Annotated in this window: 22 protein-coding genes and 1 tRNA gene; 9 read left to right on the forward strand and 14 right to left on the reverse strand. The window is 70.5% G+C overall.

Going from position 1 to position 26,191, the window contains the following annotated elements; translation table 11 throughout:
* Window positions 1-17 precede the first annotated feature (17 nt).
* Genes ETAA1_RS13090 through ETAA1_RS13100 form a run of 3 tightly spaced genes read right to left on the reverse strand, consistent with a single transcriptional unit; the run spans window position 18 to window position 1,836 of the window.
* Complete coding sequence (locus ETAA1_RS13090; protein ID WP_202920864.1) at window positions 18-509, reverse strand: DUF4112 domain-containing protein; 492 nt, start codon at window positions 507-509, stop codon at window positions 18-20.
* A gap of 26 nt (window positions 510-535) precedes the next feature.
* Window positions 536-880 carry a DUF3817 domain-containing protein gene (locus ETAA1_RS13095; RefSeq protein ID WP_145238732.1) on the reverse strand — a complete coding sequence of 115 codons (345 nt, stop codon included), beginning with the start codon at window positions 878-880 and terminating at the stop codon, window positions 536-538.
* A 29-nt stretch (window positions 881-909) separates the two neighbouring features.
* Complete coding sequence (locus tag ETAA1_RS13100) at window positions 910-1,836, reverse strand: sialidase family protein (protein WP_145238735.1); 927 nt, start codon at window positions 1,834-1,836, stop codon at window positions 910-912.
* Window positions 1,837-1,913: 77 nt separating this feature from the next.
* On the opposite strand from ETAA1_RS13100, the gene ETAA1_RS13105 reads away from it, so the two are divergent.
* From ETAA1_RS13105 to ETAA1_RS13115, 3 genes are all read left to right on the forward strand, one after another.
* A complete protein-coding gene (locus ETAA1_RS13105) occupies window positions 1,914-2,810 on the forward strand; it encodes an alpha/beta fold hydrolase (RefSeq protein WP_145238738.1) in 897 nt (298 codons plus the stop codon).
* Window positions 2,811-2,882: 72 nt separating this feature from the next.
* Entirely contained in the window at window positions 2,883-4,490 is a 1,608-nt protein-coding gene (locus ETAA1_RS13110) for an AAA family ATPase (protein ID WP_145238741.1), read from the forward strand.
* Between the two features lie 112 nt (window positions 4,491-4,602).
* Window positions 4,603-4,686, forward strand: a tRNA-Leu gene (locus ETAA1_RS13115).
* A 41-nt stretch (window positions 4,687-4,727) separates the two neighbouring features.
* On the opposite strand, the gene ETAA1_RS13120 is transcribed toward ETAA1_RS13115, so the two are convergent.
* The 4 genes from ETAA1_RS13120 to ETAA1_RS13135 form a co-directional block, all read right to left on the reverse strand.
* Complete coding sequence (locus ETAA1_RS13120) at window positions 4,728-6,164, reverse strand: hypothetical protein (RefSeq protein WP_145238744.1); 1,437 nt, start codon at window positions 6,162-6,164, stop codon at window positions 4,728-4,730.
* Entirely contained in the window at window positions 6,161-7,789 is a 1,629-nt protein-coding gene (locus tag ETAA1_RS13125; protein ID WP_145238747.1) for a glycosyltransferase family 4 protein, read from the reverse strand. Before ETAA1_RS13125 ends, ETAA1_RS13120 begins: the two co-directional genes overlap by 4 nt.
* 10 nt (window positions 7,790-7,799) lie before the next feature.
* Window positions 7,800-11,096 (reverse strand): glycosyltransferase, encoded by a 3,297-nt coding sequence (locus tag ETAA1_RS13130; protein WP_145238750.1) that lies wholly within the window; start codon window positions 11,094-11,096, stop codon window positions 7,800-7,802.
* Between the two features lie 69 nt (window positions 11,097-11,165).
* A complete protein-coding gene (locus tag ETAA1_RS13135) occupies window positions 11,166-12,239 on the reverse strand; it encodes a formylglycine-generating enzyme family protein (protein WP_238389436.1) in 1,074 nt (357 codons plus the stop codon).
* A gap of 131 nt (window positions 12,240-12,370) precedes the next feature.
* Between ETAA1_RS13135 and ETAA1_RS13140 the strand changes: the two genes are divergently transcribed.
* The 4 genes from ETAA1_RS13140 to ETAA1_RS13155 all read left to right on the forward strand — a co-directional run bounded on the left by ETAA1_RS13140 (window position 12,371) and on the right by ETAA1_RS13155 (window position 16,228).
* Entirely contained in the window at window positions 12,371-13,435 is a 1,065-nt protein-coding gene (locus ETAA1_RS13140) for a sulfate/molybdate ABC transporter ATP-binding protein (RefSeq protein WP_145238753.1), read from the forward strand.
* A gap of 214 nt (window positions 13,436-13,649) precedes the next feature.
* A complete protein-coding gene (locus tag ETAA1_RS13145) occupies window positions 13,650-14,096 on the forward strand; it encodes a hypothetical protein (protein WP_145238755.1) in 447 nt (148 codons plus the stop codon).
* A 30-nt stretch (window positions 14,097-14,126) separates the two neighbouring features.
* On the forward strand, window positions 14,127-15,101 hold the full coding sequence (locus ETAA1_RS13150; protein WP_145238758.1) for a DUF1559 domain-containing protein: 975 nt from the start codon (window positions 14,127-14,129) through the stop codon (window positions 15,099-15,101).
* 116 nt (window positions 15,102-15,217) lie between these two features.
* Entirely contained in the window at window positions 15,218-16,228 is a 1,011-nt protein-coding gene (locus tag ETAA1_RS13155) for a hypothetical protein (RefSeq protein ID WP_145238761.1), read from the forward strand.
* Window positions 16,229-16,239: 11 nt separating this feature from the next.
* On the opposite strand, the gene ETAA1_RS13160 is transcribed toward ETAA1_RS13155, so the two are convergent.
* The 6 genes from ETAA1_RS13160 to ETAA1_RS13185 form a co-directional block, all read right to left on the reverse strand.
* Window positions 16,240-16,866 carry an ExbD/TolR family protein gene (locus ETAA1_RS13160; protein WP_145238764.1) on the reverse strand — a complete coding sequence of 209 codons (627 nt, stop codon included), beginning with the start codon at window positions 16,864-16,866 and terminating at the stop codon, window positions 16,240-16,242.
* Window positions 16,863-17,594 carry an ExbD/TolR family protein gene (locus ETAA1_RS13165; protein WP_145238768.1) on the reverse strand — a complete coding sequence of 244 codons (732 nt, stop codon included), beginning with the start codon at window positions 17,592-17,594 and terminating at the stop codon, window positions 16,863-16,865. Before ETAA1_RS13165 ends, ETAA1_RS13160 begins: the two co-directional genes overlap by 4 nt.
* Window positions 17,587-18,312 carry a MotA/TolQ/ExbB proton channel family protein gene (locus ETAA1_RS13170; protein WP_145238771.1) on the reverse strand — a complete coding sequence of 242 codons (726 nt, stop codon included), beginning with the start codon at window positions 18,310-18,312 and terminating at the stop codon, window positions 17,587-17,589. Before ETAA1_RS13170 ends, ETAA1_RS13165 begins: the two co-directional genes overlap by 8 nt.
* 165 nt (window positions 18,313-18,477) lie before the next feature.
* Window positions 18,478-20,625, reverse strand: coding sequence for an elongation factor G (locus tag ETAA1_RS13175; RefSeq protein ID WP_145238774.1), 2,148 nt, complete (start codon window positions 20,623-20,625; stop codon window positions 18,478-18,480).
* Window positions 20,626-20,732: 107 nt separating this feature from the next.
* Window positions 20,733-21,476 carry a 1-(5-phosphoribosyl)-5-[(5-phosphoribosylamino)methylideneamino]imidazole-4-carboxamide isomerase gene (gene hisA / locus ETAA1_RS13180; RefSeq protein WP_145238777.1) on the reverse strand — a complete coding sequence of 248 codons (744 nt, stop codon included), beginning with the start codon at window positions 21,474-21,476 and terminating at the stop codon, window positions 20,733-20,735.
* A 70-nt stretch (window positions 21,477-21,546) separates the two neighbouring features.
* Window positions 21,547-22,392 (reverse strand): carboxypeptidase-like regulatory domain-containing protein, encoded by an 846-nt coding sequence (locus tag ETAA1_RS13185; RefSeq protein WP_145238780.1) that lies wholly within the window; start codon window positions 22,390-22,392, stop codon window positions 21,547-21,549.
* Window positions 22,393-22,460: 68 nt separating this feature from the next.
* On the opposite strand from ETAA1_RS13185, the gene ETAA1_RS13190 reads away from it, so the two are divergent.
* Both ETAA1_RS13190 and ETAA1_RS13195 read left to right on the forward strand, forming a co-directional pair.
* Window positions 22,461-22,817, forward strand: coding sequence for a cupin domain-containing protein (locus tag ETAA1_RS13190; RefSeq protein WP_145238783.1), 357 nt, complete (start codon window positions 22,461-22,463; stop codon window positions 22,815-22,817).
* A gap of 283 nt (window positions 22,818-23,100) precedes the next feature.
* A complete protein-coding gene (locus ETAA1_RS13195; RefSeq protein ID WP_145238787.1) occupies window positions 23,101-23,316 on the forward strand; it encodes a hypothetical protein in 216 nt (71 codons plus the stop codon).
* Between the two features lie 59 nt (window positions 23,317-23,375).
* On the opposite strand, the gene ETAA1_RS13200 is transcribed toward ETAA1_RS13195, so the two are convergent.
* A complete protein-coding gene (locus ETAA1_RS13200; RefSeq protein WP_145238790.1) occupies window positions 23,376-26,102 on the reverse strand; it encodes a protein kinase domain-containing protein in 2,727 nt (908 codons plus the stop codon).
* Window positions 26,103-26,191 lie beyond the last annotated feature (89 nt).

The raw sequence follows: 26,191 nt of genomic DNA on the forward strand, positions 1-26,191 counted from the left end.
CAAGCGGCCCGCAATCCTCAACTGAACAGCTTCGACAGTAGCCAGTACCCGAGCAGCGCCGTTCCCGCGCCGATGGCGAAGACCACCAGCAGCAGCCCGACCACGACCCACGTGCTCCCCCGGCGGGCGCGGTGGGGGTCTTCGAGCGTCTGCTCCAGCAGCCGGGCGTTCTTCACGTTCGCCTTGAAGCCGAGGTCCAACAGGTCGCCGGCGAACGGCACGATGCCGACGAGTGCGTCGATCAGCTGGTTCAGCCCCATCCGCATCAGCACGCTCGTCGGCGCCCCGAGGCGGTGGGCGACGAGGATGATATAGCTGCCGACCAGCGAGCTCACCGTGTCGCCGACTCCGGGGATGAGCCCCAGCAGCGCGTCGAGGCCGAACGAGACGCGCGTGCCGGGAATCGTGACCGCCCGGTCCATGATGTTCGCCAGTGCCCGCACGGCCGGCAGGGCGGCCTTGGGGTCCAGGTCGGTAATCAGCTCGGGGCGTGGCAGTGTGGTCGGCATGGGGTCTCCGGGTACGTCCGGGGTGTTCATTGCAAACCCCTTGCCGAAGAACCCTCGGCCCGCTCCCGGTCGTGTTCGGGCTTCAGGAATTTGGCGTCGTACACGAACGTGCCACCCGGCAGGAGCGCAGCCACGAAGCCCCACGCCGCGGCGCTCCAGTGCCAGCGGCGGGCGGCCAGTGCCAGCAGGCCGGCGACGCCGAACAGCATGAATAGCAGCCCGTGGGCCCAGCCGACGTACTTCACCGGCGCTGGGTTATTCCCGAGCGCTTCGACGTACTTGATCGGCATCGCCACGAAGAACAGGAGCAGGCACGACACGCCCTCCGCGAAGGCGACGACGCGGAGGCGGCCGACGGGGGTCGAGAGCAAGGCGAGAACTCCGGGTGTGTCCGCCCATTTTACCGGAGTGTGGCCGGATCGACGCGAACCACCTTGATGTGCGTCCGGCGCCACGTGTAGGTCATCACCAGTTCGCCGGCCGCGGTCTCGATCAGGGCGGGGTACGAGTACTCGCCCGGCTCCGTCTCCAGGTCGCGGACCTTCCGCCACGTCTTGCCGTCGTCCGCGGACACGCCCAGGCTGATCGGCGTCCGGGCGACCGCCGTCGGGTTGTAGATCATCACCAACTGGCCGGCCTTCGTGCGGACGGCGTCGATCCCGGCGCTGGGGTTCGGAACGTCGATTTCCTCCGACGCCGAAAACGTTCGGCCCCCGTCGGTGGACACCGATCGGCACACTTTCATCGTCCGCGACCGCATCAGCGCCACCACGCTCTTGCCGTCCGCCGTGGGGACGAGCGCCGGCTGAATCTGCCCGAACAGCCGCGGCAGCGGGAACGGGTTCGACCGCGTCCACGACCGGCCGTCGTCGTCGGAGCGGTCGACGTAGGGCGTCCAGTTCCGGTAGCTTTCGACGCTCGTGCCCGCGAGGATGGCCCCGTCGGCGAGCTGGAGCGGCTTCGCCCGCACCGGGCCGTACATCGGCGTCGGCAGCATCCGCGGTTCGGTCCAGGTGCGGCCGCCGTCCGCCGAAGTGCGGTCGTAGCCGGTCCAGGTGTCGGGCTTCGGGCCGGCCTTGTACCAAAGGCGGAGCGTGCCCTTGGCGCTCTTGAACAGCACCGGGTTCCACGTCGGCTGGCCGGGCTCGCTGCCGACGACTGCGGGTTCGCTCCACGCCCGGCCGTCGAACGCGGACAGCCAGATTTGCACGTTCTTGGCGCCTTCGGCGTCGCCGGCGAACCACGCGGCGAGGAGCTTTCCCGGCTCGTGCTCGACGACGGTGGAGGCGTGGCACTGCTTGAACGGCGCCTTCTCGAAGATGAACATTGAGGTTCCGGGGCAAGGGGAGAGCGGGGTCGGCCGCTATCCTACCCGGGCACGACCGGGGACGCGAGGGGGGCGGGATGGCGACCGTGACGGCCGACGAATTCCGCACCGCCCTCGCTCGCTTCCGACGCGAGGCGCGGCCGGGCGTGGTCCACACGGGTCGCTACCGCCTCGGTTACCGGGCGTGGGGGAGCGGCCCGCCGGTGGTCTTCGTTCACGGCATGGCCGACGTCGGCCGGTCCTTCGTGATGGTCATGGCCGGCCTCGCCGACCGGTTCACCACAATCGAATACGATCTGCCGAACGGCCTGACCGACGGCAGCGCCTTGGGTGGCTACACCCACCGCGGATACGTCACCGACCTGACCGCACTGCTCGACCACCTCGGCTTCCGGCGCGCCGCAGTGGTCGGCTCGTCGTTCGGTTCGACGATCGCGCTGGCGGCGCTCGCCACGTCCCCGGGGCGGTTCTCGCACGGGGTCTTGCAGGGCGGTTTCGCCCGCCGGCCGTTGTTGCGGTGGCAGCACCGCCTCGCACAACTCGCCCGCTTCTGGCCCGGCTACCAGGGTGACTGGCCGGCGATCCACGCCTTCGTGATGGCCCGCGTCGAGGCGCATCTGAAGGCGAATGTGCCACCGGAGGTTTGGCGGTTCTTCCTCGCCAACCACGGCCGCACCCCGTTCCGGGCCGCCGCGCTCCGGACCCTGACGATCGGCGCGACCGACCTCCGCCCGGTCTTGTCAGGGCTCCGGGTGCCGCTCCTGCAACTCGGCGGCGATCGCGACCCGTTGGTGCCGAAGCAGTACGAACTTGAAGTCACGGCCGGGGTGCCGGGGGCGAAGCGGGTCGAGTTCGCGGAGTGCGGGCACTACCCGCAGTACACCCACCCCGGGCCGATGGCGCGGGCAATTGCGGCGCTCCTGGGTGAGCGGCTCCGGGCTTCCGACATTCAAGATCCCGCACCCCCGGATTAAACTTCTCCCACCTCCCGCGAACCTCTCCCCGGTGCGACGAATCTACCGGTAGACCCCGTCGAGGTGACTGCCATGGCGAAGCTGCGGATCGGCCGGGAGATCCTGAAGTCGGCGGTGGACCGAGCCATCCTGACCGAGGCCGAGCGGACCACACTCGAACGCCTCCTCGCCGGCGCCGCCGCGAAGGGGCCGGTCGCCGCCGAGATCGCCCAGATTCCGCCCCCGGCACTGCGGGCACTGCTGGACGACAGCCGGCTGTCGCCGAACCAGCGCGCCGTCATCGTCATGCACGTCCACGGCATGTCCGGGGCGAGCGGGTCGGACCGCGACCACGTCTACCAGACGGTCGTCGGTAACCCGGTCGAATTCGGCAGCACGTTCGCCATGCTCGGCACCAAGACGCCGAACGCCGAGCTGTTCCTCAACGGCCGGTGGTACCCGGTCACGCTGAACGTGCAGTTCCTGAACGACAACCGCGAGGGGAACCACCTCAGCAAGGGCGTTCTCGTCCACGGCACGCTGTCGCTGTGCGAAACGGCCTACGGCTTCAGCCGGTACGTCTACCCGGACCTGTTCCTGGACGACGCCGGCATGGCCCGCGAGCTGACGGTCCTTCAGGTGCTCAACCACTTCGGCTACCGCGGCGTGCAGGCCACGGCCGGCGAGTTCAACCTGAAGTTGCTCCGCGCCGAGCGCCACAGCCGCGAGCGCGGCAGCGTCGTGCTGGTGAGCGGCCCGGTGGTGACGATCAGCAACCGCTGGCTCCCCGGTCCGGAAAGCCGGGCGCTCGGCACCCTGGAGATGCCGCGCCGCTGCGTCGTGGAGGCCGAACTGGAAGTGGCGGAGGAGCAGCGGAACTACTACGCCCCCTACGGCGGCAGCCAGGAGGGGATGAGCCGGCTGCCGTTCGTCCGCGTGTTCAGCCTCGACACCAAGCAGTACGTCTACGCCGACGTGGACGACGTGCGCCCCTGCGAGTTCGACGAGGAGGCGATGGGGAAACTCCACCTCCCCGGCGAGATGCTCGGCATCCTCTCGCGGGTGTTCAACACCCCGGTCGAGGGGCTGTTCGGCGACGTGATCAAGGGGAAGCACGGCGGCGTGGTGATCCTCGCGGCCGGCAACCCCGGCGTCGGCAAGACGCTGACCGCCGAGGTGTACGCCGAGCAGACGCGGCGGCCGCTGTACGTGCTGGAGCTGGGCGAGCTCGGCACCAACGTGCAGCAGCTGGAGGAGAACCTGAACCGCGTGTTCGACCGCGTCGCCCGGTGGAACGCGGTGTTGCAGTTTGACGAGTGCGAAATCTTCCTTTCGCAGCGCGGCGAGGACCTGGAGCGGAGCGCGATCGTCGGCAGCTTCCTGCGGCTGCTGGACTACTACCAGGGCATCCTGTTCCTGACGACGAACCGCGCCGACGTGCTGGACCACGCGGTCCGCAGCCGGGTGATGCTGCGACTCGACTACCCGGACCTGGACCAGGCGGCGCGGGCGGTGATCTGGCGGACGATGCTGACGGCCGCGGGCTTGAGTCTTATCGACGGGGCGGTGATGGAACTGGCCGAGACGATACTGAACGGCCGGCAGATCCGCAACCTGACGCGGCTGGCGAAGATTCTGTACCCGGGCGGCGTCGTGACGCTGGACCAGATGCGCGGCGTGCTGCGGTACGGGTGCGCGTGACCTGCGCAGCCGCTTGCGGCTTCGCGCCGGGCAACGCGGAGCCGCAAGCGGCTGCACTTCTCGCTGACCCTCTTGATTCGCGGCGGGAACCCGCCATAATTTCAGGAGCCGAGCCCAGGTGGCGGAATTGGCAGACGCACCAGCTTGAGGGGCTGGCGGTAGCAATACCGTGCAGGTTCAAGTCCTGTCCTGGGCACACCGAAAAGCCCACCCGTTCCGACGGGTGGGCTTTCTTCGTTACCGCAGTTCCACGACGGAGCCGTCGGGCCGCACCTCGAACGTGATCCCCGCCAGGAACTGCGGGTATCGCCACTCCTTCATCGCGGGTTCGTCGCCGACCAGATTCACGCGGTCGTTCCACATCCACGTCGCCGGCACGTTCGCCCCGCGGCCGTGGACCCACACGCACCACACGGTCGTCGCCGCGAGCGCGGCCAACGCCAACGCCCGGCGGCCGCGTCCGTCGTCGGCCAGCATCCCGCGCACGGCGAGCACCGTGAGCAACACGAACCACGGCAGCACGTCGCAGAAGTAGCGCGGCCCGTAGCTCCATCCGGCGTACCAGCCGACGTAGCACGAGAACACCGCGGTATGCACGCCGACCGCGAGGAGCGCCGGCGCCAACAGCGGCCGGTCGGGAAGCGTGCCGCGGAAGGCGACGAGCATTCCGGCGACGACGACCAGAAACGGGCAGTACACCAGCAGCCCGCGGCTCGGCGACAGCATCAGCCAGAAGAACCGCTCGGCCACGTCGCGGCCGTCGATCATCCCCGCCGTGTACACCGACGGCGGCGTCGGCGTGCCGAAGTAGACCAGGCTCGCGGCGACCATCACAGCCACCCAGCTGCCGCCGCCGAGAATCAGGAACGCCAGCTGACGGCGGTTCCACACCAGCATGTAAGCGCCGACCGCGAGCCCGGAAATGGCCAGGTGCTGGCGGCAGAACGCGGCCCAGAACAGGCACGTCCCCACGCCGACGCCGAGGATCAGGTCGGAGCGCCACGTCGGTCGCGCGACACGCCGCCCGGCGAGCAGCAGCCCGATTGCCGCGCTGAGCCACACCGCGGCCCACGTGTGCGACCACAGCGACCGGGCCAGCGTGCTCCACACCGGCGAGCCGAACGCGAAGCCGACCGCGACGAGCGCCGCCGCCCACGTCGGCAGAACGGCCCGGCCGACGAGGTACAACAGCACGACGAGTAGCGCCCCGACCCGCGCCGCGACGCGCGTCTGAATCTCGCACTCGTTCGAGTAGCTGAGGTGGCCGTCGGCGTCGAGCGCGGACAGCCCGCGGGCGGAGTAGTGCTTGACCCACGGAACCGACAGCAGGACGGAACCGTAGGGGTAGCCATAGTACAGGCGGCCCGAGCCCGCCGGGTGCGGCACGACGTGATACGGCAGGTCGCCGGCGGCCTGGTAGCCCGGGAGCGATCCCCGCGCGGCGGCGTCCGTCGGCACGGTGGCGGTCATGTCGGGCGAGCCGGTCTTCGCGAGTGTCTCGGCGACGGCCATCGAGTACGCCGAGTCGCACACCTGGGGCACGCCCGTCGAGCCGCGGTAGACGGCGTGCGACGCCCAGAACAGGGCGTAGATCACGACCGCATCGACGGCGAGCCGACCGAGCCTCGTCGGCGACAGCTTGGGCGAGCGGAGGCGGACGGGCGACGGCGTCATACGGCCCCTCGGAGTACGTCGAGCCGCGCCGTCATTCGTGCGCCGGCGGCCGCGGGCGAGAGCAACTCGCGCAGTTCACTGCGGCCGCGCTCGGCCTTCGCACGCGCCTCCGCCGGATGGTCGAAAACGCGGCGCAGCAACTCGGCGGCGTGCGCCACCGACGGCTCGGCCCAGACGCAGCCCTTCGGGTACGGCGGCGTGTCGTCCTCGATCACGGTCCGGGTGTAGTCCACGAGGAAGCTGTTCTCCGGCGTCATGAAGTCGAGGTTGCCGGAGTAGCCGGTAGCGATCGTCGGCTTGCCCAACAGCATCGCCTCGGCCATGGTCAGGCCGAAGCCCTCGGAGCGGTGCAGCGAGGCGTAGGCGTCCGCGGCGTTCATGAGCCCCAGCAACTCGTCGCGGCTCAAATTCTTGTCGATCAGTCGAACGCCGGCGTCGCGCGCCGCGGTGCGGAGTTCGCGCCACCAGTCGGGGTAGAACTCGCCCTGCGGGCTCACCTTGATCGCCAGCTCGACCGGCTCGTCGGGCCGGAACGCCCGCCGGAACGCCCGGATGAGAGCAACCGGGTTCTTCCGCGGCAGCCGGCTGTTCATGTCGAACACGAACAGAAACGTGAACCGGTCCGGCGACAGCCCGAAGTGCGTCTTGGGCCGTGGCGTGAACGCCGGCAGTCGCACCGCGGGGAGCATGGGGTACACCGGCTTGCCGAGCACGCGGAGGGCGTCGGCGATGAACCGCGTCGGCGCCCACACCTCGTCCACGTCGCGGCCGCGGTCGTGCCACGCGGCGGGCACTTCCTCCAGCTCCCAGAACCACACGGCCACGCGCTTCACGCCGGGTCGCGGGTGGAGGCCGGCGAGGCGGTACGCTTCGGGCACCGGCATGTCGAGGCCGGCGTTCAGCACCGTGACCGGGTGCGGTTCGAGCGACAGGAACGCGCCGCGGCGGCGGCCGTCGCGGTTGTTGCGGGTGGGGATGTCGCGCAGGGTCAGCGGCACGCCGACGGCCGCGAACGACTCGGCGACCCCGACCGCGGCCTGCTGGAGGCCGGAGACGTAGCGGAACAGGCCGAGCAGGTTCACGCCGTCGCCGCGGGCCGGGGGGAGGTCGCGCGGCAGCGTGGCGCGGCGGAGCCATCCGCTCTGGACGCCGTACTTCGCGGTGAGCCACTGCTTGAACGGTTCCCACCCCGCGGGCGTGAGCGCGTCCGGCTGCGCGGCCTGCCACTCGGGCTGCACCAGATACGTGGCCACGAGCCCGCGGTCGGGGGTCGCGTCGAGTTCGCGGAGGTACGCGAGTAGGTCGAGCGGTTGTGCGGGGATCGCGTCCCAACCGTGGTCGGCGTGCCAGCGCAAGAACGCGCCGCGCTGCGCCGGCGTGAGGCCGAGCGGGAAGTGCGTGCGGAGGTCGTCGCGCAGCTCGTAGAGCTGCTCGCCGCGGGCCGCGTCGCCGGTGCCGGTCGGCGGGGCGCCGAGGGCGCGGGTCACCAGCTCGGTGTCGGTCAGGTCGAAGAAGTGTTCGCGCCGCTCCCCGGCGAGCGCCAGCCGGACTCGCCGGCGGGCGGCGCGCGCGCACCGGCCCAGGCGGACGAGCAGGGGTGACAGTGGGGTGACACTCGGCGACACGTCCGGCTCCTCAGGCGGCCCGCCGGGCGGCGGTGGGCGGCGCCGCGAGTGGCGTTCGAGCCCGCGGCCCCTGCCGGGCGGCGGACAGGATCACCGCGGCGTAGCGGTCGAGCATTTCGTTCTGCGTCAGGTGTAAGTCGAACGCGGCCCGCGACTCGGCGGCCATCTTCGCACGCAGGCCCGGGTTCGCGAGCACCTCGCGCATCCGCTCGGCGAGGCCGGCGGCGTCGCCGAACTCGAAGCGGAGGGCGTTCGCGCCCCAGAACACTTGCTCCGGTACGCCGTGAACGGGTGTCGAGAGAATGGGCAGCCCGAACGCCTCGGCTTCGAGTACCGCCCGGCTGAACGTCTCCATGTGGGACGTGCAGACGAACACGTCCGCGGCGCGGAGGTAGTCCGTCACACGGTCCGTCTCGGGCACCAGGTTCACCATGCCGTCGAGACAGTGGCGGCGAACCAGCTCGCGGCAGTAGTCGGCGTACGGGATGCCGCTGCGGAGGCCGACCAGGTCGCAGGCGAAGTCGGTACGCTCGCGCGCCAGCCGCGCCGCGGCCTCGATCAGCGTGTGCTGCCCCTTCCGCTCGCAGACCGTGCCGACGGCGAGGAAGCGGACGGGGCCGGCGGGAAGTTTCCGGACCGGCGGGAAGGCAGCCGGGTCGAGCCCGTTGTGGATCACGCGGACGTTGCCGCGCGTGTTCAGGTGTGTGAACAGCGCCGCGGTGTCGTGCGACGCGGGGATGACGCGCGCCGCCAACGCGAACGCCAGTTCGACGCGCATCCGCGCGAACGGCGGGAACAGCCGCACCAGGGTTTCCCGCGAGTAGCTTTCGTGGATGATCCACACCGCGGGGATGCCGGCCCGCGCGGCGGCTTCCACGAGCGGAAAGGTCGTCAGCGTGTTGGCGATCACCACTTCGGGGCGGTGCTGCCTCAGGACGGCGTCGGCCGTGCGGCGGGCGGCGCGGTACTCGGCGGGCGTCCACAGGCCGTCCACGAACCGGCGGCTCTGCGGCGTCTCGCGCACGTCCACGGGGATGCCGGCGTCGGCGTACACCGCCGCCCCCGGGCCGCCGAACGGCGACACGATCACGGGGGCGAGCGCGCCGCGGTCGCGCAGGCCCAGCACGATCTCGGACAGGTAGCGGGGCGCGCCCTCGGGGTTGTTCAGGTTGTGGGCCACGACCAGCGCCCTCACCGCCGGCCGCGTCGCCTCCGACGGCAGTGACAACGGGGCGTCACAGACCGGCTTCCACGGCGTGCGTTCGGAGCAGTTCGGGTTGTGGTACGGGTCGAGCAGCCGGCCGTGGGCGCGCCTCAGCGACAGGAGTTCCGACGGCAGGAACTCCGGCGGCGCGGCGCCCGTTCGCTTCAGTTCCGCACCCGGTACGACGGCGCAGCGGAGCCCGCGGCCACGCACGCGGAGCGAAAAGTCCACGTCCCACAGCGAGTGCGGGTAGCGGCGGGCGTCGAACCCGCCGAGTTGCTCGAACGTGTCGCGCCGCGTCAGGAGGCAGCGGCCGCTCACGACCGACACGGTCCGCGTCACCTCGGCGAGGAAGTAGTAGCTGATCGCGGTCGGCTCCAGCCCCGCGAACGCCGGCGCGGGGGCGATGCCGTCGCGCATCCCGGTCACGATCCCGGCGTCTATTCCGGCCCCGGTCGCGTCCACGATTCGGCCGCCGACGGCGCCGACGCCGGGAATTCGGAGGTTCGCTACGAGCCGCGACAGCCAGCGCGGGTCGGTCGGTTCGCAGCCGGCTTCGAGGAACAGGAGTAGGTCTTCCGTGCGGCCCGCGGCCATGCGGTTGAGCCGCTCGGCGGGCGGGTCGCGGTCGATCACCAGGTAGTCGGTGAAACCGCGGTACGCCGTCGTCTGCCGCAGCGCTCGCACCGTGCGCCGGGCAGCCTCGGCCTCGCCGCTCACGACCACCGCCACACTCGGGCCGTCGTCGGGGCCGTCGAGCGCGAGCACCGGCAGCCCCAACTTCGTGGCGAACGGCGGGACGTACAGCTCGGCGGCGATGCCCCGGCGGGTGAGTGCCTCTTCCACGGCCCGGCGGCCGGAGGTGTGGACGTAGGTCTTCACGCCCGCGGCCGTCGCCGTGGAGTCGGGCAGCGACCGCCAGTGGTACAGCACCTGCGGAATGTGCTCGACCCGGTCCGTGCGCTCGGTCACGCGCAGGAGGAGGTCGTGGTCCTGCGAACCCTCGAACCCGGGGCGGAAGCGGCCGGCGGCCTCGAAGACGCTGCGGCGGATCGTCGTGAAGTGGTTGACGTAGTTGTAACTCAGGAGCAGTTCCGGCGACCAGGCCGGCTTGAACTGCGGGTCGTAGCGGCGGCCGGCGGCGTCGGTCTTGTCCTCGTCGGAGTAGATCAGGTCGGCGTCGGGCCGCGTCTGCAACCGCTCGGCGACGGCGAACAGGGCGTGCGGCGCGAGTTCGTCGTCGTGGTCGAGGAGGCACACGAACTCGCCGGTGGCCAGGTCGGCGGCGCTGTTCGTGGCCCGGCAGATGTGTCCGTTCTCGGCCCGGCGGACGAGCTTGATGCGCGGGTCGGCCGGGAGGCGGTCCAGGTAGCGGAGCAGGTCGGGGTCGGTGGAGCCGTCGTCGGCGAGGCACAGCTCCCAGTGCGGGTACGCTTGCGCCCGCACCGACTCCACGGCCCGCCGGAGCCAGCGCGAGCCGATCCGCTTCTTGGCGTCGAGGTAGACCGGCACCAGGATGCTGAACGTCGGCCCGTGTCGGAAGCGATCGATCTCAGCGGTCATCGCCGCTTGGAGGCGCGGCGTGACGGCGGTGTTCTCGACGTAGCCGAGGTGCGGGTCGCGCGGGCGGAAGCGGCGGGCGAGCAACCGGCCCTGCACCTTCTCGCGCAGCTCGCTCGCCTTCGCCGCGGCGCGGCCCAGGCGCGCCGCCCACCTCGCCGGCGAGACGACCTCGCCGGACGCCACCGACTTCAACACCCTGCCGAGGAAGCCGGGCTGGTGCGGCGTGTCGGCCACGGTGTCGAGCGAGGCGACGGGCCGCGAGGCGAGCACGTGTTCGCCCGCGGCGAAGACCGCCACGACGGCCAGCGTGACGGCGGATTCTTCAGGGAACTGCGTTCCAAAGTTGACCCGCGCCTGCCCGCCGACGGTCACGGGCACCGGCTCGCAGCGCGTGACCGTCTCGCCGTCGAGGCGGACGTCGAAGTGGGTCGGCGGCGCGGTCGCGCCTTGCCAGTACCCGGTGACGCGGACCAGGCGCATCCCCGAGAACGGCTCGGTCACCCGCTCGACGGCGACGGACGTACTCGGCTCGGCGTCCATGCCGCGGCCCGATGGGGAAGGTTCGAGCGGGGAGGGTACAGCGCCCGCGCCGCCGCACTCAACCCCAACTCACGGCGCGTTCTTCGCGCAGCGGAAGCCGGTGTGCGTGGCGCTGCTGTCCGTCGGGTCCTTGTCGCGGGCCGACGGCAGGTAGCGCTTGCAGTACGTGTCGTCGCACAGGTACGAGCCGCCGCGGCGCACGCGCTCGGCCACGCCGTCCGGGCCGAGTACGCCGCCGTCCGGGCCGGGCGGGTTGGACCGCGGCGAGCGGGCGTAGTAGTCGGGGTCGTACCAGTCGGCGCACCACTCCCACACGTTGCCGCTCAAGTCGTGTAGCCCGTAGCCGTTCGCGGGGAAGCTGCCGACCGGGGCGACGCCGGCGTAGCCGTCCGCGCCGGTGTCGGTCTTCGGGAAGCTGCCCTGGTGGGCGTTCGCGTACCACTTGCCCTCCTGGCCCTGGTGGGCGTCGCCCCAGCAGTACGGTTTGTTCGCCAGGCCGCCGCGGGCCGCGTACTCCCACTCCGCTTCCGTGGGCAGGCGCTTGCCGGCCCAGCGGGCGTAGGCCGCGGCGTCGTCCCACGCGATCTGCACGGCGGGGAAGTTCGCTTTCCCCGTCAGGTCGGTGCCGTGTCCCTCGGGCCGGCGCCAGCACGCCCCCGGCACGTACTTCCACCACGGCGGGTAGGCCGCGGGCCACGTCCGCGGGTCGAGGGACGCCTCCGCCGCGTAGAACACCGCCGACCCCGGCACGAGCTTTTCCGGGTCCGCGCCGGGGTACTTCCGCGCGTCCGGCTTCCGCTCCGCGACGGTGACGTAGCCCGTGGCCCGCACGAAGGCCGCGAACTGGGCGTTGGTCACCTCGGTCTTGTCGAGGTAGAACGGGGCCAGCGTTACCTCGTGGGCCGGCTGCTCGTCGGCGGGGCCGTCGGCGCGGCCCATCGTGAACGTGCCGCCGGGGACGAGCACCATCTCGCCGGCCGCGTTGTCGGCGAGGCCGAGTGCGACTCGGTCCGACGGGTCCCCCGATTTAAAGCCGACCACGGAGAGGACGCCGACGAGCGCCCCCACGCCAACCACCGCGACGATCAGGAGCCACGACAGCCTCTTCGGCTGCGGCTGCGGCGACTTCGGACGGCGCGACATGGGTGCGGCCCGGAGGACGGGTGTGGCAGATTGCCGACTAATCTGATAAATCAACCGACGAATTCGGCTCAAGCCGCGGTCCGGTTCGGCCGATGGTTCGGGTCAGGATACCGCGCCCGCCCCGGGAAGCCATGAGCATCACCGCCACGAACGTGAGTAAGCGGTTCGGCGAGTTCGTCGCCCTCGACGGCGTTTCGGTCGAGTGCCCCGCCGGGGAGTTGGTGGCGCTGCTCGGCCCGAGCGGCTCCGGCAAGACGACGCTCCTGCGGATCATCGCCGGGCTCGAAGTCGCCGACAGTGGCAGCGTGCATCACGAGGCGGAAAACATCACGCACCGCTCCGCGAAGGACCGGCACGTCGGCTTCGTGTTCCAGCACTACGCCCTGTTCCGGCACATGACCGTGTTCGAGAACGTGGCCTTCGGCCTCCGCGTGCGGAAGTGGCCGGAGGAGAAGGTGCGCGACCGGGTGATGAAGCTGCTGAACCTCGTCCGCCTGCCGGAGAAGGCCGAGCGCTACCCCGCGGCTCTGTCCGGCGGGCAGCGGCAGCGGATCGCGCTGGCACGGGCGCTGGCCCCGGAACCGAAGGTGCTGCTTCTCGACGAGCCGTTCGGGGCGCTCGACGCCAAGGTCCGCACCGAGCTGCGCCACTGGCTGAGGCAGTTCCACGACGAGTCGCACGTCACCAGCATCTTCGTGACGCACGACCAGGAAGAGGCGTTCGAGGTGGCCGACCGCGTAGTCGTGATGAACAAGGGGAAGATCGAGCAGGTCGGCAGCCCGATCGAGGTGTTCGAGCACCCCGCGAACGCCTTCGTGATGGACTTCCTGGGCAACGTGAACAAGCTGCCGGTGCGCGTGGAGGGCGGCCGGGCGCTGTTCGGCGAGAAGCACCGGGTCGAACTGCCGGGCAAGCTGTTCGAGCAGGCCGACGGCCACGCCGACGCCTACATCCGGCCGCACGAGTTGGACATCTCGCGCACCGCGGACGCCGGCAACTGCATGTCCGCGGAGGTGGTCCACATCAACCCGGCCGGTTCGGTCGTGAAGGTGCGGCTGCTCGCGGAGGACTTCGGGCTGATGCTCAACGTCGATCTGCCGCTGGAGCGATACCGGCAGCTCGGCCTCCAGGCGCGGGAGGCGGTGTACGTCACACCAAAGTCAGCGACCATCTTCACGCCCGACTACGCGATCTAGCACGGAAGTCGATTCACTTTGGCGGACGCTTGCGGCTTCGCGTTCGGCGAAGCCGCAAGCGTCCGCTTCGGCTTATAAACCTCTTTGAAATCAGAATTTGCACCATTCACATCGGTAAAGTCAAAATTCCCGCTGGACGTGTCCCGATTAGGCCGATAGAGTTGCTACACGACCAAGTTGATGATTCTGGTCGTGTTTATGATCGGAGGCCGTCGTGACCGTCGCCGCGTTTCGCTCCCCGCCGCCACTCCGTCGCATCCTCGCGGGCTTCGTCGCCTGTGCCGGCGTGACCTTCACCGGCTGCGGCACTAAGGGGCCGGAGCTGTACCAGGTGAAGGGCACGGTTCTCGTCAACAAGAAGGCCGCTGAACACGCCACGGTCGTACTTCACCCGGTGAACCCGGCCACGCCCGACGCACCGAAGCCGCGCGGCAAGGTGAACGCCGACGGCTCCTTCACCCTCACGACGCACACCGTCGGCGACGGCGCCCCGGCCGGCGAGTACCGCGTCACGGTCGAGCAGTGGCTCGCCGGTGCCCGGTCCGACGACCCGCCGGCGAACCGCCTGCCGGCGAAGTACGCCGACCCGAACACGTCCGGCCTCACCGCCACGATCTCCGCCGGGGCGACCGAACTCAAGGCCATCGAGATCACCCGCTAACAGCACCCCGCCCCCGAACCGGAGACACGAATGCCCCGCCTTGCCCGGACCCGCCGCGGGTTCACGCTCATCGAACTGCTGGTGGTGATCGCCATCATCGCCATCCTCATCGGCCTGCTACTGCCGGCCGTGCAGAAGGTGCGTGAGGCCGCCGCCCGCGCCAAGTGCCAGAACAACCTCAAGCAGCTCGGCCTCGGGCTGCACGCCTACCACGACGCGAACAGCGGCCTGCCGGCGAACATCCGGCCGGACGCCGTCAGCACCGTCCGCGTCCGCTGGCTCACCTACGTCCTGCCGTACATCGAACAGGCACCGCTGTTCCAGCAGGCCAACCTGAACCAGAACTGGCACCTCCAGCCGGCGGTGTTCGGCGTCAAGCTCAACGTCGTCGAGTGCCCGTCGGCCCCGAACGGGCAGGTCGTCGACGGCGCGCCGGACACGTCTCCGCAATGGACGTCGATCGTGGCCAACGGCGACTACGCCGGCTTCTACGGCGTGTCGCCGGAACTGGTGACTGTCGCCGGGCTGAGCGCGACGACGGCGCGGGCCGACAACGGCGCCATCTCGAAGACGATTAAGCTGTCCTTCGGCTCGTTCACGGACGGCCTCTCGAACACGCTCCAGCTGACGGAGTCGGCCGGCCGCCCGGACATCTACCGCAACGGCAAGCTGGTGGTGAAGGCGAACGGCGGCACGCGGGTGAACGGCGGCGGCTGGTGCCGGCCCGCGAGCGAGTTGAACATCCTCCGCGGCTCGGACGCCAGCGGCACCACGGCCCCGGGCACGTCGGCGATCAACGTGACCAACGGCATCCAGCTGAACGGTTACCCCGACCCGTTCTACAACACGGACGGCACCGGGCAGATTTACAGCTTCCACACCGGCGGGGTGAACGCCCTGCTCGGCGACGGCAGCGTACGGTTCCTGAAGTCCGGCGCGCCGATCGCAACGGTCGCCGCGCTGGTCAGCCGCAACGGCGGTGAGACGGGCTCGAACCTGGATTGAGCAGACGCGCCGGTCCGCCGCAGCGCCCGGGGTGTGTTCCCCGGGCGTTCGCGTTTGCATCGGCCGGCCCGGCGTGTACGCTGGTAGGTGACCCCAATCGGGCCGGAGGTTCCGTCATGCCCCCCACCCCCGCCGCGAAGCCGGACCGCCGCCCGCCGCTCGACCCCGACCGCGAGTTCCGCGGCCCGCCGGAGGAGGAGTTCTGGGAGCGCTACAACCGCCGCCTCGAATTCCCGCTCTCCGCCGTCGCCGCCGTCCTGCTCCACGTCGCCGTCGCGGCGTTCGTGATCTTCCTGTTCGTCAAGGTCATGGGTGCCGGCCCCGACCGCTCCGCGGTCCCCGTGTCCCTCGTGGACCTGGGCGGCGACGACGACATCGGCCTGGGGTCGAAGGGGTCCGGCGGCACGACCGACGACATCAAGGAAGGCGAGAACCAGTTCAAGGCCCAGAAGAACGAACTGCCGACGCCCGAGCAACTGGCGCAGGCCGAGGTGGCCATGAAGCGCGTCCTGCTCGACGACGCGGGGACGCTGCCGGTCGCCGCCGCGAACCGGGCCGCGTTCGCCAAGTCGGACGAGGAGTTGCTGAAGAAGATTCTCGGCAGCCGCAAGGGCGACGGGCCGGGCGACGGCAAGGGGAACACCGGCGAGGCGGGGAAGGGGCCCGGCGGCTCCGGCGCCGACTCGACCCGCGCCCGCTCCCTCCGCTGGGTGCTCCGCTTCCAGACCAGCGACGGGCACGACTACGTCAACCAGTTGGCGGCGATGGGGGCGACGATCCTGGTGCCGCTGCCGCCGGAGAACAAGCAGTGTCTGCACTTCAGCGACCTGCGAACGCCGAACCCGCGGATGGCGACCGACGACGACCTGAAGTCGCTCTCGGGCCAGATCAAGTTCAGCGATACGCGGCCGGGGTCGGTGGCCGGCGTGTGCGCGGTGCTGCGGGTGACGCAGCCGGCGCAGTCGTTCTGGGCGTTCTTCCCGCGCGGGCTGGAGGACGACCTGTCGCGGAAGGAACTGGCCTACCGCAACCGCCGGGCGGAGGACATTGAGGAGACGATTTTCAAGGTGATTGTCCGCGGCGGCAGCTACGACCTGGTCGTGGTGGACCAGACGCCGAAGCGGTGACCACTCGATAATTATCGCACGGGTCGCGGCCGCAGCAGCACGTTGTGGACGCCGTTCCCCTTGGCCGCGTCCAGGATCGTCGTCTGGACGCCCCACGGCACGTCGGTGTCGAGGTCGAACAGCATCTCGCTGCGGCCGGTCTTGTTCATCACGTCCTTCATGCGGCCTTGCAGCTGCTCGATCGGCACCGCCTCCTTCTCCAGCTTCACCGCCACCTTCTCGCCCTCCATCGCCGCCGACACGATGAACACCTTGTCGCGGATGTCCTTCAGGTTCACTTTCGGCACCGCGGCGCCCTTGTCCTCTGGCGCCGTCTCCGGGATCGAAATCGACCGCTCCAGCGACTCGTAGCTGATGGTGAGGATGAAGAAGATCAGCAGCACGAGGCACACGTCGATGAGCGGGTTCATGTCGAGGTGCGTCTCGTCGGCCTCGGCGTGGCCGTGGTCCTCCTGCTCGGCCGCGGCCTCGGCGAAGACGGGGTGCAGCTCCAACTGCGTCCACGTCGTCTCGCCCGGCCCGCGGACCTCGTCGGTCGGCAGCCACACGCCGTCCGCCAGCCCGGCTGCAATCTCCTGGGCCGACGGCACCGAGGCCGCGGTCGGCGAGCCCTCCTGGCGGACGTGCCACGTACTCATCCCGGGGGTGCCTCGTTCACGGTCGCGTCGAAGGACTGGATGAGCCGCTTGTCGAACCGCTTCTTCAGCTCCAGTTGCATCTCGACGACGCGCTTGCTCGGCAGCGCCTTCTCGCACGCCACCTGCACGTGCGGCGGCTGCGTCGCCTCGCCGAGCAGGGCGTCGAGCGCCTTCAACGCGTCCTCGGGGCTGCCGAGCCGGGCGTACTCCGGCCGCGGGGCCGTCTTGCCGACCCGCAGCGCGTAGTACACGTCCTCCTCGGACGCCTTCTGGATGTTGATCGTGATGGCGTTGGGGTCGTTGGTCAGTGTGCCCGCGTGCTTCATGTCCGGCACGTCTACCGGCGAGAGCGCGCCCGTGGCCGAGACGATGACGAAAAACACGAGCAGCACCATGCTGATGTCGATGAGGGGGATCATGTCCACCTCGTCGTCCTCGGCCTCGCGGACCTTCCGGCCGTGGCTTTCGGGCTCGACCGGCTCCGGCAGCTCGACTTCGCCGCCCTCCGCGCCCGGGGCCGTACCCGACCCCGGCAGGTAGTCGGCGAACAGCTCCCACGTGCCGACGGTGCGCCAGTCGCGGTCGCCGCTGCCGGCGGGGCGGAGCTGGTCGGCGGCGCCCAGCCGGCCCTCGCGGACCCAGTCGGCGACGACTTGGTACGGCACGCCGCGGTAGACGGTGTTCGCCGTCACGTACCACACGTCGAGGGCCTTCGGGGCGCTAGCCACGGCTCGCCCCCCGGGCCGGGGCGCGGGCCGGCCGAGCGTCCTCCTCGTCCTCGCGCTTCTTCGGCGGGGCGAGGAGGTTCGGGTCCTTCTTGAAGTTGGTGACCAGCGCGATGAGCTTCGACCCGGCCTGCTTCGTCTTCGTCTCGAAGTTGGCGATCCACGCCTTGAACAGCACGTGGCTGAACACCAGTGGGATGGCGGTGAACAGCCCCAGCGCCGTGGCGAACAGCGCCAGGCCGATCTTCGACGAGTGCCCGCCGATGTCCTTGGCGCCGCCCTTGTTCGCCGCCTCGCCGATGGCGTTGAACGTGTTGATCATCGAGATGACGGTGAACAGCAGCCCCACCATCGTGGCGATCTTGGCGAACGCCAGGATGGTCGGCAGGAGGGCGTTGAGCCGGGGCACGATTTCCAGCTCGGTCTCGGCCGCCATGCTGCGCCGCATCGCCGCCGCACCCTGGTCCGACGCTTCGAGCCCGGCGACGAACAGGCGGCTCGGAATCAGCCCCTTTTCCTCGCGGCACATCTCGGTGGCCCCGGCGATGCCGCGCTTGCGGAGCGTCTCCTGAAAGTCGGGGAGGAAGTCGTCGAGGTCGGTGCGGGCGGTGTTGTTGAGGAGGAGCCGCCAGATCACGAGGCCGGCGCCGATCAGCGACATGATGACCAGCGGGGCGGCGAAGTACCACTCGCCGATGAAGAAGTCGGTAACCGCTTTCATGCGGGCTCACCCGGGCGGGGACGTGACGGGGGACGGCGCTGCACTTCATTATCGGAGAGCGCCACGCGGAAACAACAAGAGTCTCCCCGAGCCGGCGGCGTCAGCCGTCGGAGCCTTCCGCAAGCGCCGCAGACTACGACGGCTGACGACGCCGGCTCGGTGCGGTTACTCGTCGTCCTCGTCGTGCGCCACCTTCGCCTTGCTGACGATCTGCTGCTGCACCGCCGCCGGCACCAGGTCGTAGTGGCTCAGCTCCATCGCGTACGAGCCCTGGCCCTGAGTCATGCCGCTCAGCTGGGCGGCGTACCGCGTCACCTCCGACAGCGGGGCGCGGGCGTAAATCACCGTCATGTCGCCCGGCAGGCTGTCCTGGTTCTCCACGTGCGCCCGCTTCGTCGGCAGGTCGCCCAGCACCGCCCCGACGTACTTCCCGGGAACGGTGATCTCCAGCTTCACCACCGGCTCCAGCAGCGCTGGCCGCGACGCCAGGAACGCCTTGCGGAACGCGTGCCGGGTTGCCGTCTTGAAGGCCGCTTCCGACGAGTCCACGTCGTGGTACTTCCCGAAGTGAACTTCCACCGCCACGTCCTGGATGCGGTACCCAGCCAGCACGCCGCGCTCGAGCATCTCCTTGCAGCCCTTCTCGATCGCCGGCAGGAAGTTGTTCGGGATCGTGCCGCCGACGATGTGGTCGAGGAACGCGAAGTTGCAGCTCGGGTCGTAGTGGACGTGCCGCAGCTTCTCGAACCGGCTCTTGTTGGCGAACTGCTCCTCGCAGTCCTGCTGCGTCTTGATGTCGCGCGACAGCGGGTACGTGCGGATGTGGACCTCGGCGAACTGGCCGCGGCCGCCGGTCTGCTTCTTGTGCTTGTGGTCGCCCGCCCCCTCGCCGTGGATCGTCTCGCGGTACGGGATCTTCGGCTCCTTCGTGTTCACCTCCACGTTGAACCGCGCCTTGAGCCGCTCGCGGATGATGTCGAGGTGGAGCTGGCTCACGCCGCTGATGACGAGTTCGTGCGTCTGCGGGTCGTGGCTCACCTTCACCGTCGGGTCTTCCTCCGCGATCTTGTGCAGGCCGACGGAAATCTTCTGCTCGTCGCCGCGGTTCTTCGGCTCGACCGCGAGGCCGAACATCGGCGTGGGGAAGTGCGGCAGCGGCAGCTTCGGGGCGTGCGCCGTGTGGGCGATGGTGTCGCCGATTTCGAGCCCCTCCACCTTGGCGATGGCGACGATGTCGCCGGGGCCGGCGTCCTGCACCTGGCTCGTCGTCTTGCCTTGAACTTCGAGCAGGTGGCCGACGCGGATTGTCGAGCCGTTGCGGAGGTTGACGACGTTGTGGTTGTGGTGCAGCGTGCCGGCGAGGACGCGGACGAAGCTGAGGTGCCCGACGAACTTGTCGTTCACCACCTTGAACACCTGCGCGACGAACTCCTCCTGCTCGGTCGGCTGCAGCTGGTGGGTGCTCCCGTTGGCGCCGACCATGAGGCCGTCGAGCCGCTTACGGGCGAAGCTCGGCGACAGGCCGTAGCGGGAGAGCGCGTCGAGCAACTCGCGGACGCCCTTGTCCTTCTTCGCCGCGGTGCAGAAGATCGGGATGAGCGTGCCGGCGTCAAGCGCTCGGGTGATGTCCGCCTCCAACTCGGCGACCGTCACCTGCCCCTCGGTCAGGTACTTTTCCAGCAGCGCCTCGTCGCTCTCGACGACGGCCTCGATCAGCCTGCTGCGGGCCTCCGCGACGTCGACGGGGCACCCGGGCGGGATGTACGTCTTGGGGTCGAGGAGGCAGTACACCTCGCGCATCCCGGGGCCGGTGCGGTCGGGCACGTTGAACAGCACGCAGTTCTTGCCGAACGCCTCCTGAATCTGGCCGACGAGCGTCGGCAGGTCCACGCCCTCGGCGTCGAGCTTGTTGACGACGACGGCCCGGGACAGGCCGAGGTTCGTGGCCTCGTGGAACATCTTTCGCGTGGCCGGCTCGATGCCGTTGACCGCGGACACGACCACCACCGCGGTCTCGACCGCGGCCAGGGCTTCGAGCGCCGCGCCGATGAAGTCGGGGGAGCCGGGGGCGTCGAGGATGTTGAGGTGTTTGCCGGCGTGGTCGGCGTGGAGGACGTGGGTGTCGATGCTGAAGTGGTGTTTGTGCTCCTCGTCGTCGGCGTCGGCGACCGAGGTGCCGTCGTCCACGCTCCCCAGGCGCTCGACGGCGTGGGCGTCGAACAGGAGGGCGTCGGCGAGGGTGGACTTGCCCGCGGCCCGGTGCCCCACGAGGGCAATGTCGCGGACGTTCTCGACCAGGTGCTTGACGGCCATGATGGGCCTCCACGGAAGGGAAGGGCGGCCCGGCGGGTCGGAGTACCCGGGGAGAGGTGGCTCGGCGGCGTGCGCGCCTCGCGGGGGAGCCCCCGCGGGGTGGCGCGTCAGAGGAGTCGCCTGTCGGGCACGGCGGTCGCGCGGACCAGTTGAAGAACAGACCCGAGATCGATCGCGCCTTCGTACAGCGCCCGGCCGATGATCGCCCCCGGCAGCCCCGCTTGAGCTAGCCGCAGCACGTCGTCGGCCGAACTGACCCCCCCGCTGGCGATGACGGGGAGGGAAATCGCCGCCTTCAGCTCCGCCAGCGCGGCGAAGTTGGGGCCGGCCATCATGCCGTCCGTGGCGATGTCGGTGGCCACGACCGCGGCCAGCGGGGCGTCTTGCACCCGGCGGGCGAGGTCCACGGCCTTCACGCGCGACACGTCGAGCCACCCCTCGGTGGCGACGTAGCCGTCCTTCGCGTCCAACCCCAGGACGATTCGCCCGGGGTGCTTGTGGGCGGCGGCGAGGAGCCACGCGGGGTCCTTCAGGGCCTTCGAACCGAGGACGGCCCAGCGGATGCCCCACGAAAAAACGGCGTCGAGGTCGGCGTCGGTGCGGATGCCGCCGCCGAGTTGAACGGGTACACCGGCGGCGCCCACGATGCGGCGGATGACCTCGCCGTTGACGGGCGTGCCGGCCTTCGCGCCGTCGAGATCGACGACGTGAAGGCGGTCTGCGCCCTGGCTCACCCACTGGCGGGCAACCGCAGCTGGGTCGTCGGAGAAGACGGTTTCCCGCGAGTAGTCGCCCTGCCGGAGGCGGACGCAGCGGCCGCCGAGCAGGTCGATCGCGGGGTAGAGGAACATCGAATCCGTCCGCGGGGAGAAGCCGCCGCTATTCTCCGGCGGCCGCGCGGCGGAAGCAAGGGGGTTGGCGCTATTCGAATGATAACGCGAGGTCGCTCGTCGCGCCCGCCGTCACGCCGACGGGCGTCGTGCGCTCCAACGGCGGTCCGTAGGTCATCCGGCTGACGAGCCCCGTCTCCGGGTCGCGGTCCTGCCGGGCCGGCCGCCAGTTGGGGTGCCACGCCACCACCTCGACGCGCCCCGCCGGCACCTGCGGCAGCGAGAACCGACCCGCGTCGTCGGTGAGCGTCCAGTACGGGTGGTCGGACACGAACAGGTCCGCCCGCGCCCAGTAGAGCCCGGTACCGCTCGACAGCTCGACCCGGCCCGGTTGCTCGAACTTCCTCACCCGCGGCGAGTCGGCGGCCGGCAGTGCCAGGCTGAAGAAGTCGTCGCCGCGGCCGCGGAGGATGTGGTACACCGGCTCGCCCGACGCGAACTGCACCTCGGCGAACCGCCGCACGAACCCGACGCGGCCGACGCCGCCCTGAATCACGCGGATGGCGCCGTCCGCGATTTCCACCCGCACCGGCGGATGGTCCCACGGCCGCGCTGCCGCTGAATCGACCCCGCGCAGCGAGACGACGACGCCCGCGAGGCCACGCGACGTCGGATCGATTCGCGGCTGATAGGGACCCCTCAATGACTTCGTCACGAAGTTCCCACCGGCGGCTGCGACGCCGTACAGGAACGTCGGCTGGTCCGGCGACGCGCCCCCCCACGTCACCCGGCCGGTGATCGTGCCGCAGCGTGCGGGATCGAACCGCTGCTCGGAGCTCGTCGGACTCGGCGCCGCGGGGTCGGGGAGAAGAAACGTCGGTTGCGTCCCGCAGCCGACCGCAAAAAGTAGGGCGAAGCAACTCACTCGGCGGAACACGCACGCACCTCGTCGGGGGGCCGCCGTGCGGCTAGCCTGAAGTGGACTTGGTTCACGGGGACACAGCGATGCCGACCGCGACCCGCGGCTACCTGGTTCGCCGCGCCGCCGACGCCCCGACGGTGCCGTGCCCGTGCGGCGACAGTACCCGCATCCTGACCGCCGCCGACGGGGCGCCTCTGTCGCTACACGTCACGTCGATCCGCGACGCGGTGCGGCACTACCACCGCGAGACGACCGAGGTGTACTACATCCTGTCGGGCACGGGCAAGATGGAGTTGAACGGCGACTGGGTGGACGTGGAAGCCGGCACGGTGCTGTGGGTCGAGCCCGGGACGAGGCACCGACTCGTGAGCAAGACGGGAGTGACAACCGTGGTCGTCGCGCTACCAGCGTTTAATCCTGAAGACGAGTTTTTCGACTGACGCGCATTTGCCCGAGCAATAATTGTATCTTCGGCACAACTTCGCTCCCGGGTATGAGCTCATTTCCGGTCAGAAATCTGACAGCCGCGTTGCGTTCTGAGCCGATTTTCTTGTGGTGCCACGAAACTTATTGGCCTGCCGCCTGAATCCGGGCGTGCCGGGGCGCAAAACGCCAGAAATCGGCCTCAATACCCCTTGCGGATTAATTGAGGTCCGGCGAAACTAGCGGCAGCGAGTTCAGCTAGCAGCGGATGTTCTTTCACCCCCTCACGGAGAGGACTCCATGTTTCGTACGCGCCTCAGTCTAACCTGGCTCGAATCCCGCGACGTCCCGGACGGCGGCGGGGTCGACCCGACTGTCATCATTCCGCCGCCCAGCGGCAGCAACCCGCCGATCTACGACCCGGGCAACGGCAGCGGCATCGACCCCAGCCAAGGGCCGATCGGCGGCGGCGGCACCAGCAGCGGCGGCACCCCGCCGTACGTTCCCGGCCCGTGATTCCGGTTGTCGCTGCGGCCCCGGTGGGCTCCCTGTTCACCACCGGGGCCGCGTCGGTTTCACTTTCGCATCAACTCGACAGCCGCTGCCCGAAACTCGCGGTACTCGGGCGTCTCGCGAAGCGCAGCCAGGTCGTTGTCGCTCTCATACCTCGACACGTTTCGAACGCCCGCCAGGTAGGCCTGCCGGAGCCACTGCAGGGCTGCGGTCTGGTCCGCCGGGTTACTCGACCGAGCCAGTGCGGCCGCGAGGCGGTACGAGTCGAGGTCCGTGGGTTGCCGCGCGGCCGAGGCGGCAACGGCGTCACGAGCCTCGGCCGCCCGGCCGAGACGGGCGAGCGCCAACGCGCGGGCGGCGTGGAATTCGGCACGCCCGGGGAAGCGGTAGACGGCCTCCTCGGCGGCGTGCAGCGCGGCCTCCGCGTCGTTCGTGTGACCGAGCACGGATCGCAACAGCGCCCGGAAGGCGTCCGGCGTGGCGGCGCCTCCGGCGACGGCCTTCTCAAAGTCGCGTCGCGCTCCGGTGGGGTCGTGGGCCTCGATCGCCAACCCCCGTTCCAGCCAATCGACCGCCCGTACGGGCGTGACCGACGCCAGTGCGCGTCGGTCGGCAGCAGCCCCGGCTGGGTCGCCGCTGGCGTCCCGGGCCGCGGCCCGGCCGAGGAACGACGCCACCGGCCGAACGCCGCTGCGGATCGCCACCGTGAAATCGTCCGCGGCGCCCGGGTAGTCGCCGACCGCGAGCCGGGCGCTACCGCGCAGGTCACGGAAGTCGGCCCCCGGCTCGACGCCCTCCATCCGCCTCACGCTTCGGTCGAACACCTTCAGCGCGCGGTCGGGCCGTTTCGCGTTCAACTCGGCCCGCCCCCAGTGGCGGTAGGTGCGGAGGTCGCGGGGAAGGAGCGCCGCGGCGACGGCGTACCGTTCGACGGCCGCGTCCGCCTGGCCCAGGCGGTCCCGGCAGGTGGCGAGCAGGAACTGGGCCGCGGCGTGCGTCGGGTCGGCGAACGTCACGTCTTCCAGAGCCGCGGCAGCCTCCGCGGTGCGGGCCGCCCGGAAGTCCTCGACGGCGTTCAGGAAGTGGTCGCGCGGCGTCGACGGCGGTCCGGGCTCGGCGGCGCTCAGCCCGAACTCACGGAGGAGTCGCACGAGGGCCGGCGGCGCCTCTGCGAAGCACGCGGTCGCGGCGTGGGCGAACCGAGCGGCGTCGTTGCGGACGGCGTCCCCGTCGGGGCCGGGCTCCACCCGCGACTCGGCCAGTCGGGCGCTGGCGTACAGCAGGGCCACCTCACCCAGGTCGGCCGTGAGGGCGGCACGTCGGTCGTGCGGGAGGCGGCGTAGTGTGTCGCGCTCCCGCCAGTTCGGGTCGTCCGCGAGGCCGTAGTCGGAGAGCAGTACCCGAGCGCGGCTCATGCCGCGCGCGACCGCCAGGGGGTCGTCCGTCGTCGTCAGGTCGATCCGCAGTGGGTGGAGCAACTCGGTCGTGGTCTGGGCCTTCAAGTGGGCTTCGGCGGTACTGCGGCCGTCGGCGGCCTGCACGGCGTAGGAGGCGCTTCCGCCGGCCGCCAGGACCACGGCAGCGATCACGCCGCCGACCAGGAGCCGGGGGTTCCGCCGCCGCCACTTCCGAGCCCGCTCCGCGACGGACCGCTCGCGCGCGAACCGGAGCGGCCGGTCGGCCAGCTGTCGGTCCACGTCCTCCTTCAGGTCCGCGGCCGTCTGGTACCGGTCGGCCGGGTCGGGGGCGAGCAACTTCCTCACGATCGCATCGACCGCCGGCGTCACCGCGGTGTTCGCGGCGCGCAGGTCGGGCGGCCCCGCCTGCCGGGCGGCCATCAGGCTGTCGAAGTTGGCCAGCGCGCGCGACGAGCCTGGGAACGGCGGTTCGCCCGCGAGCAACTCGAACGCGACCACACCGAGCGCGTACAGGTCGGTGCGCGCGTCCACCCCGCCGTGCCCGCGGGTGCGCAGGTCGAGCAGTTGCTCCGGGGCCATGTACTGCACGGTGCCGCCGACCAGCTCGCGGCTCGCCTCGGTGGCGTCGGTCGAGAGGTTGAAGTCGAGGAGCATCGGCTCGCCGGTGTCGGCGAGGAGCACGTTACCCAGCTTGATGTCGAGGTGGAGGATGCCACGGCCGTGGGCGTGGTCGAGCCCGGCGGCGAGCTGAGACAACACCCTCAGGACCGCGACCGGGTTGCCGACCAGGTCGTCCGGTACGTCGGCGGCGGGCGTCGGGGTCGGTGCCGGTGCGGTCTTCTGCGGCCGCACCTTGGTGGTCACGGTCGTGGAGCCGCGCAGGGCGCGGGTCTTCTTGCTCCACCCGCCGGAGCTACCGCGGTGCGACTTCAACACGTCGGCGAGTGTCCGCCGGCCGCGGAGCGGCATGCAGATCAGCTGCATCGGCCCGACCGCGTGAACGGAGTAGACCGGCACGACGTTCAGGTGCTGAAGCCGGGCCAGCCGCTCCGGCTCGCGCGTCGGACGGAGCGTGACCTTCAGAGCAACCGGGCGGCTGGCGAGGTCGAGTTGGTGGGCGAGGAACACCCGCCCGAACGTGCCGCGGCCCAACTCCTCGACGAGCCGAAAGCCCACGAACACGTCGCCGACCTCCGGCATCGACGGGCCGGCGGCGGGGTCGTCGCCGAACGCGGAGCTACCGGTCCTGCTGGACCCGAACACGGCGGGAGGCGGGGGCGGGCCGAACAGGATGGTCGGAGGCGGCGTCTGGTCCAGCGGAGCCGGCAGCCGGCGAGACGGCGGGATGGGAATGCTGGGCGTAATCGTCACGGACGACTCCGGGCGCTCCCGTGAGCAGGGCCGGGGTCCGTCCCGGGCTTGGGGGTCGTCGCCACGTTCAACCGACACGAGAAAAATAG

Source organism: Urbifossiella limnaea, assembly GCF_007747215.1.
Lineage (GTDB): Bacteria > Planctomycetota > Planctomycetia > Gemmatales > Gemmataceae > Urbifossiella > Urbifossiella limnaea.

Bases quoted from the DNA above. Each gene is read 5' to 3' on its own strand.
- ETAA1_RS13090 (WP_202920864.1), bottom strand. From the start codon at position 509: ATGCCGACCACACTGCCACGCCCCGAGCTGATTACCGACCTGGACCCC.
- ETAA1_RS13100 (WP_145238735.1), bottom strand. From the start codon at position 1,836: ATGTTCATCTTCGAGAAGGCGCCGTTCAAGCAGTGCCACGCCTCCACC.
- ETAA1_RS13105 (WP_145238738.1), top strand. From the start codon at position 1,914: ATGGCGACCGTGACGGCCGACGAATTCCGCACCGCCCTCGCTCGCTTC.
- ETAA1_RS13110 (WP_145238741.1), top strand. From the start codon at position 2,883: ATGGCGAAGCTGCGGATCGGCCGGGAGATCCTGAAGTCGGCGGTGGAC.
- ETAA1_RS13120 (WP_145238744.1), bottom strand. From the start codon at position 6,164: ATGACGCCGTCGCCCGTCCGCCTCCGCTCGCCCAAGCTGTCGCCGACG.
- ETAA1_RS13130 (WP_145238750.1), bottom strand. From the start codon at position 11,096: ATGGACGCCGAGCCGAGTACGTCCGTCGCCGTCGAGCGGGTGACCGAG.
- ETAA1_RS13135 (WP_238389436.1), bottom strand. From the start codon at position 12,239: ATGTCGCGCCGTCCGAAGTCGCCGCAGCCGCAGCCGAAGAGGCTGTCG.
- ETAA1_RS13140 (WP_145238753.1), top strand. From the start codon at position 12,371: ATGAGCATCACCGCCACGAACGTGAGTAAGCGGTTCGGCGAGTTCGTC.
- ETAA1_RS13150 (WP_145238758.1), top strand. From the start codon at position 14,127: ATGCCCCGCCTTGCCCGGACCCGCCGCGGGTTCACGCTCATCGAACTG.
- ETAA1_RS13155 (WP_145238761.1), top strand. From the start codon at position 15,218: ATGCCCCCCACCCCCGCCGCGAAGCCGGACCGCCGCCCGCCGCTCGAC.
- ETAA1_RS13160 (WP_145238764.1), bottom strand. From the start codon at position 16,866: ATGAGTACGTGGCACGTCCGCCAGGAGGGCTCGCCGACCGCGGCCTCG.
- ETAA1_RS13170 (WP_145238771.1), bottom strand. From the start codon at position 18,312: ATGAAAGCGGTTACCGACTTCTTCATCGGCGAGTGGTACTTCGCCGCC.
- ETAA1_RS13175 (WP_145238774.1), bottom strand. From the start codon at position 20,625: ATGGCCGTCAAGCACCTGGTCGAGAACGTCCGCGACATTGCCCTCGTG.
- hisA (WP_145238777.1), bottom strand. From the start codon at position 21,476: ATGTTCCTCTACCCCGCGATCGACCTGCTCGGCGGCCGCTGCGTCCGC.
- ETAA1_RS13190 (WP_145238783.1), top strand. From the start codon at position 22,461: ATGCCGACCGCGACCCGCGGCTACCTGGTTCGCCGCGCCGCCGACGCC.
- ETAA1_RS13195 (WP_145238787.1), top strand. From the start codon at position 23,101: ATGTTTCGTACGCGCCTCAGTCTAACCTGGCTCGAATCCCGCGACGTC.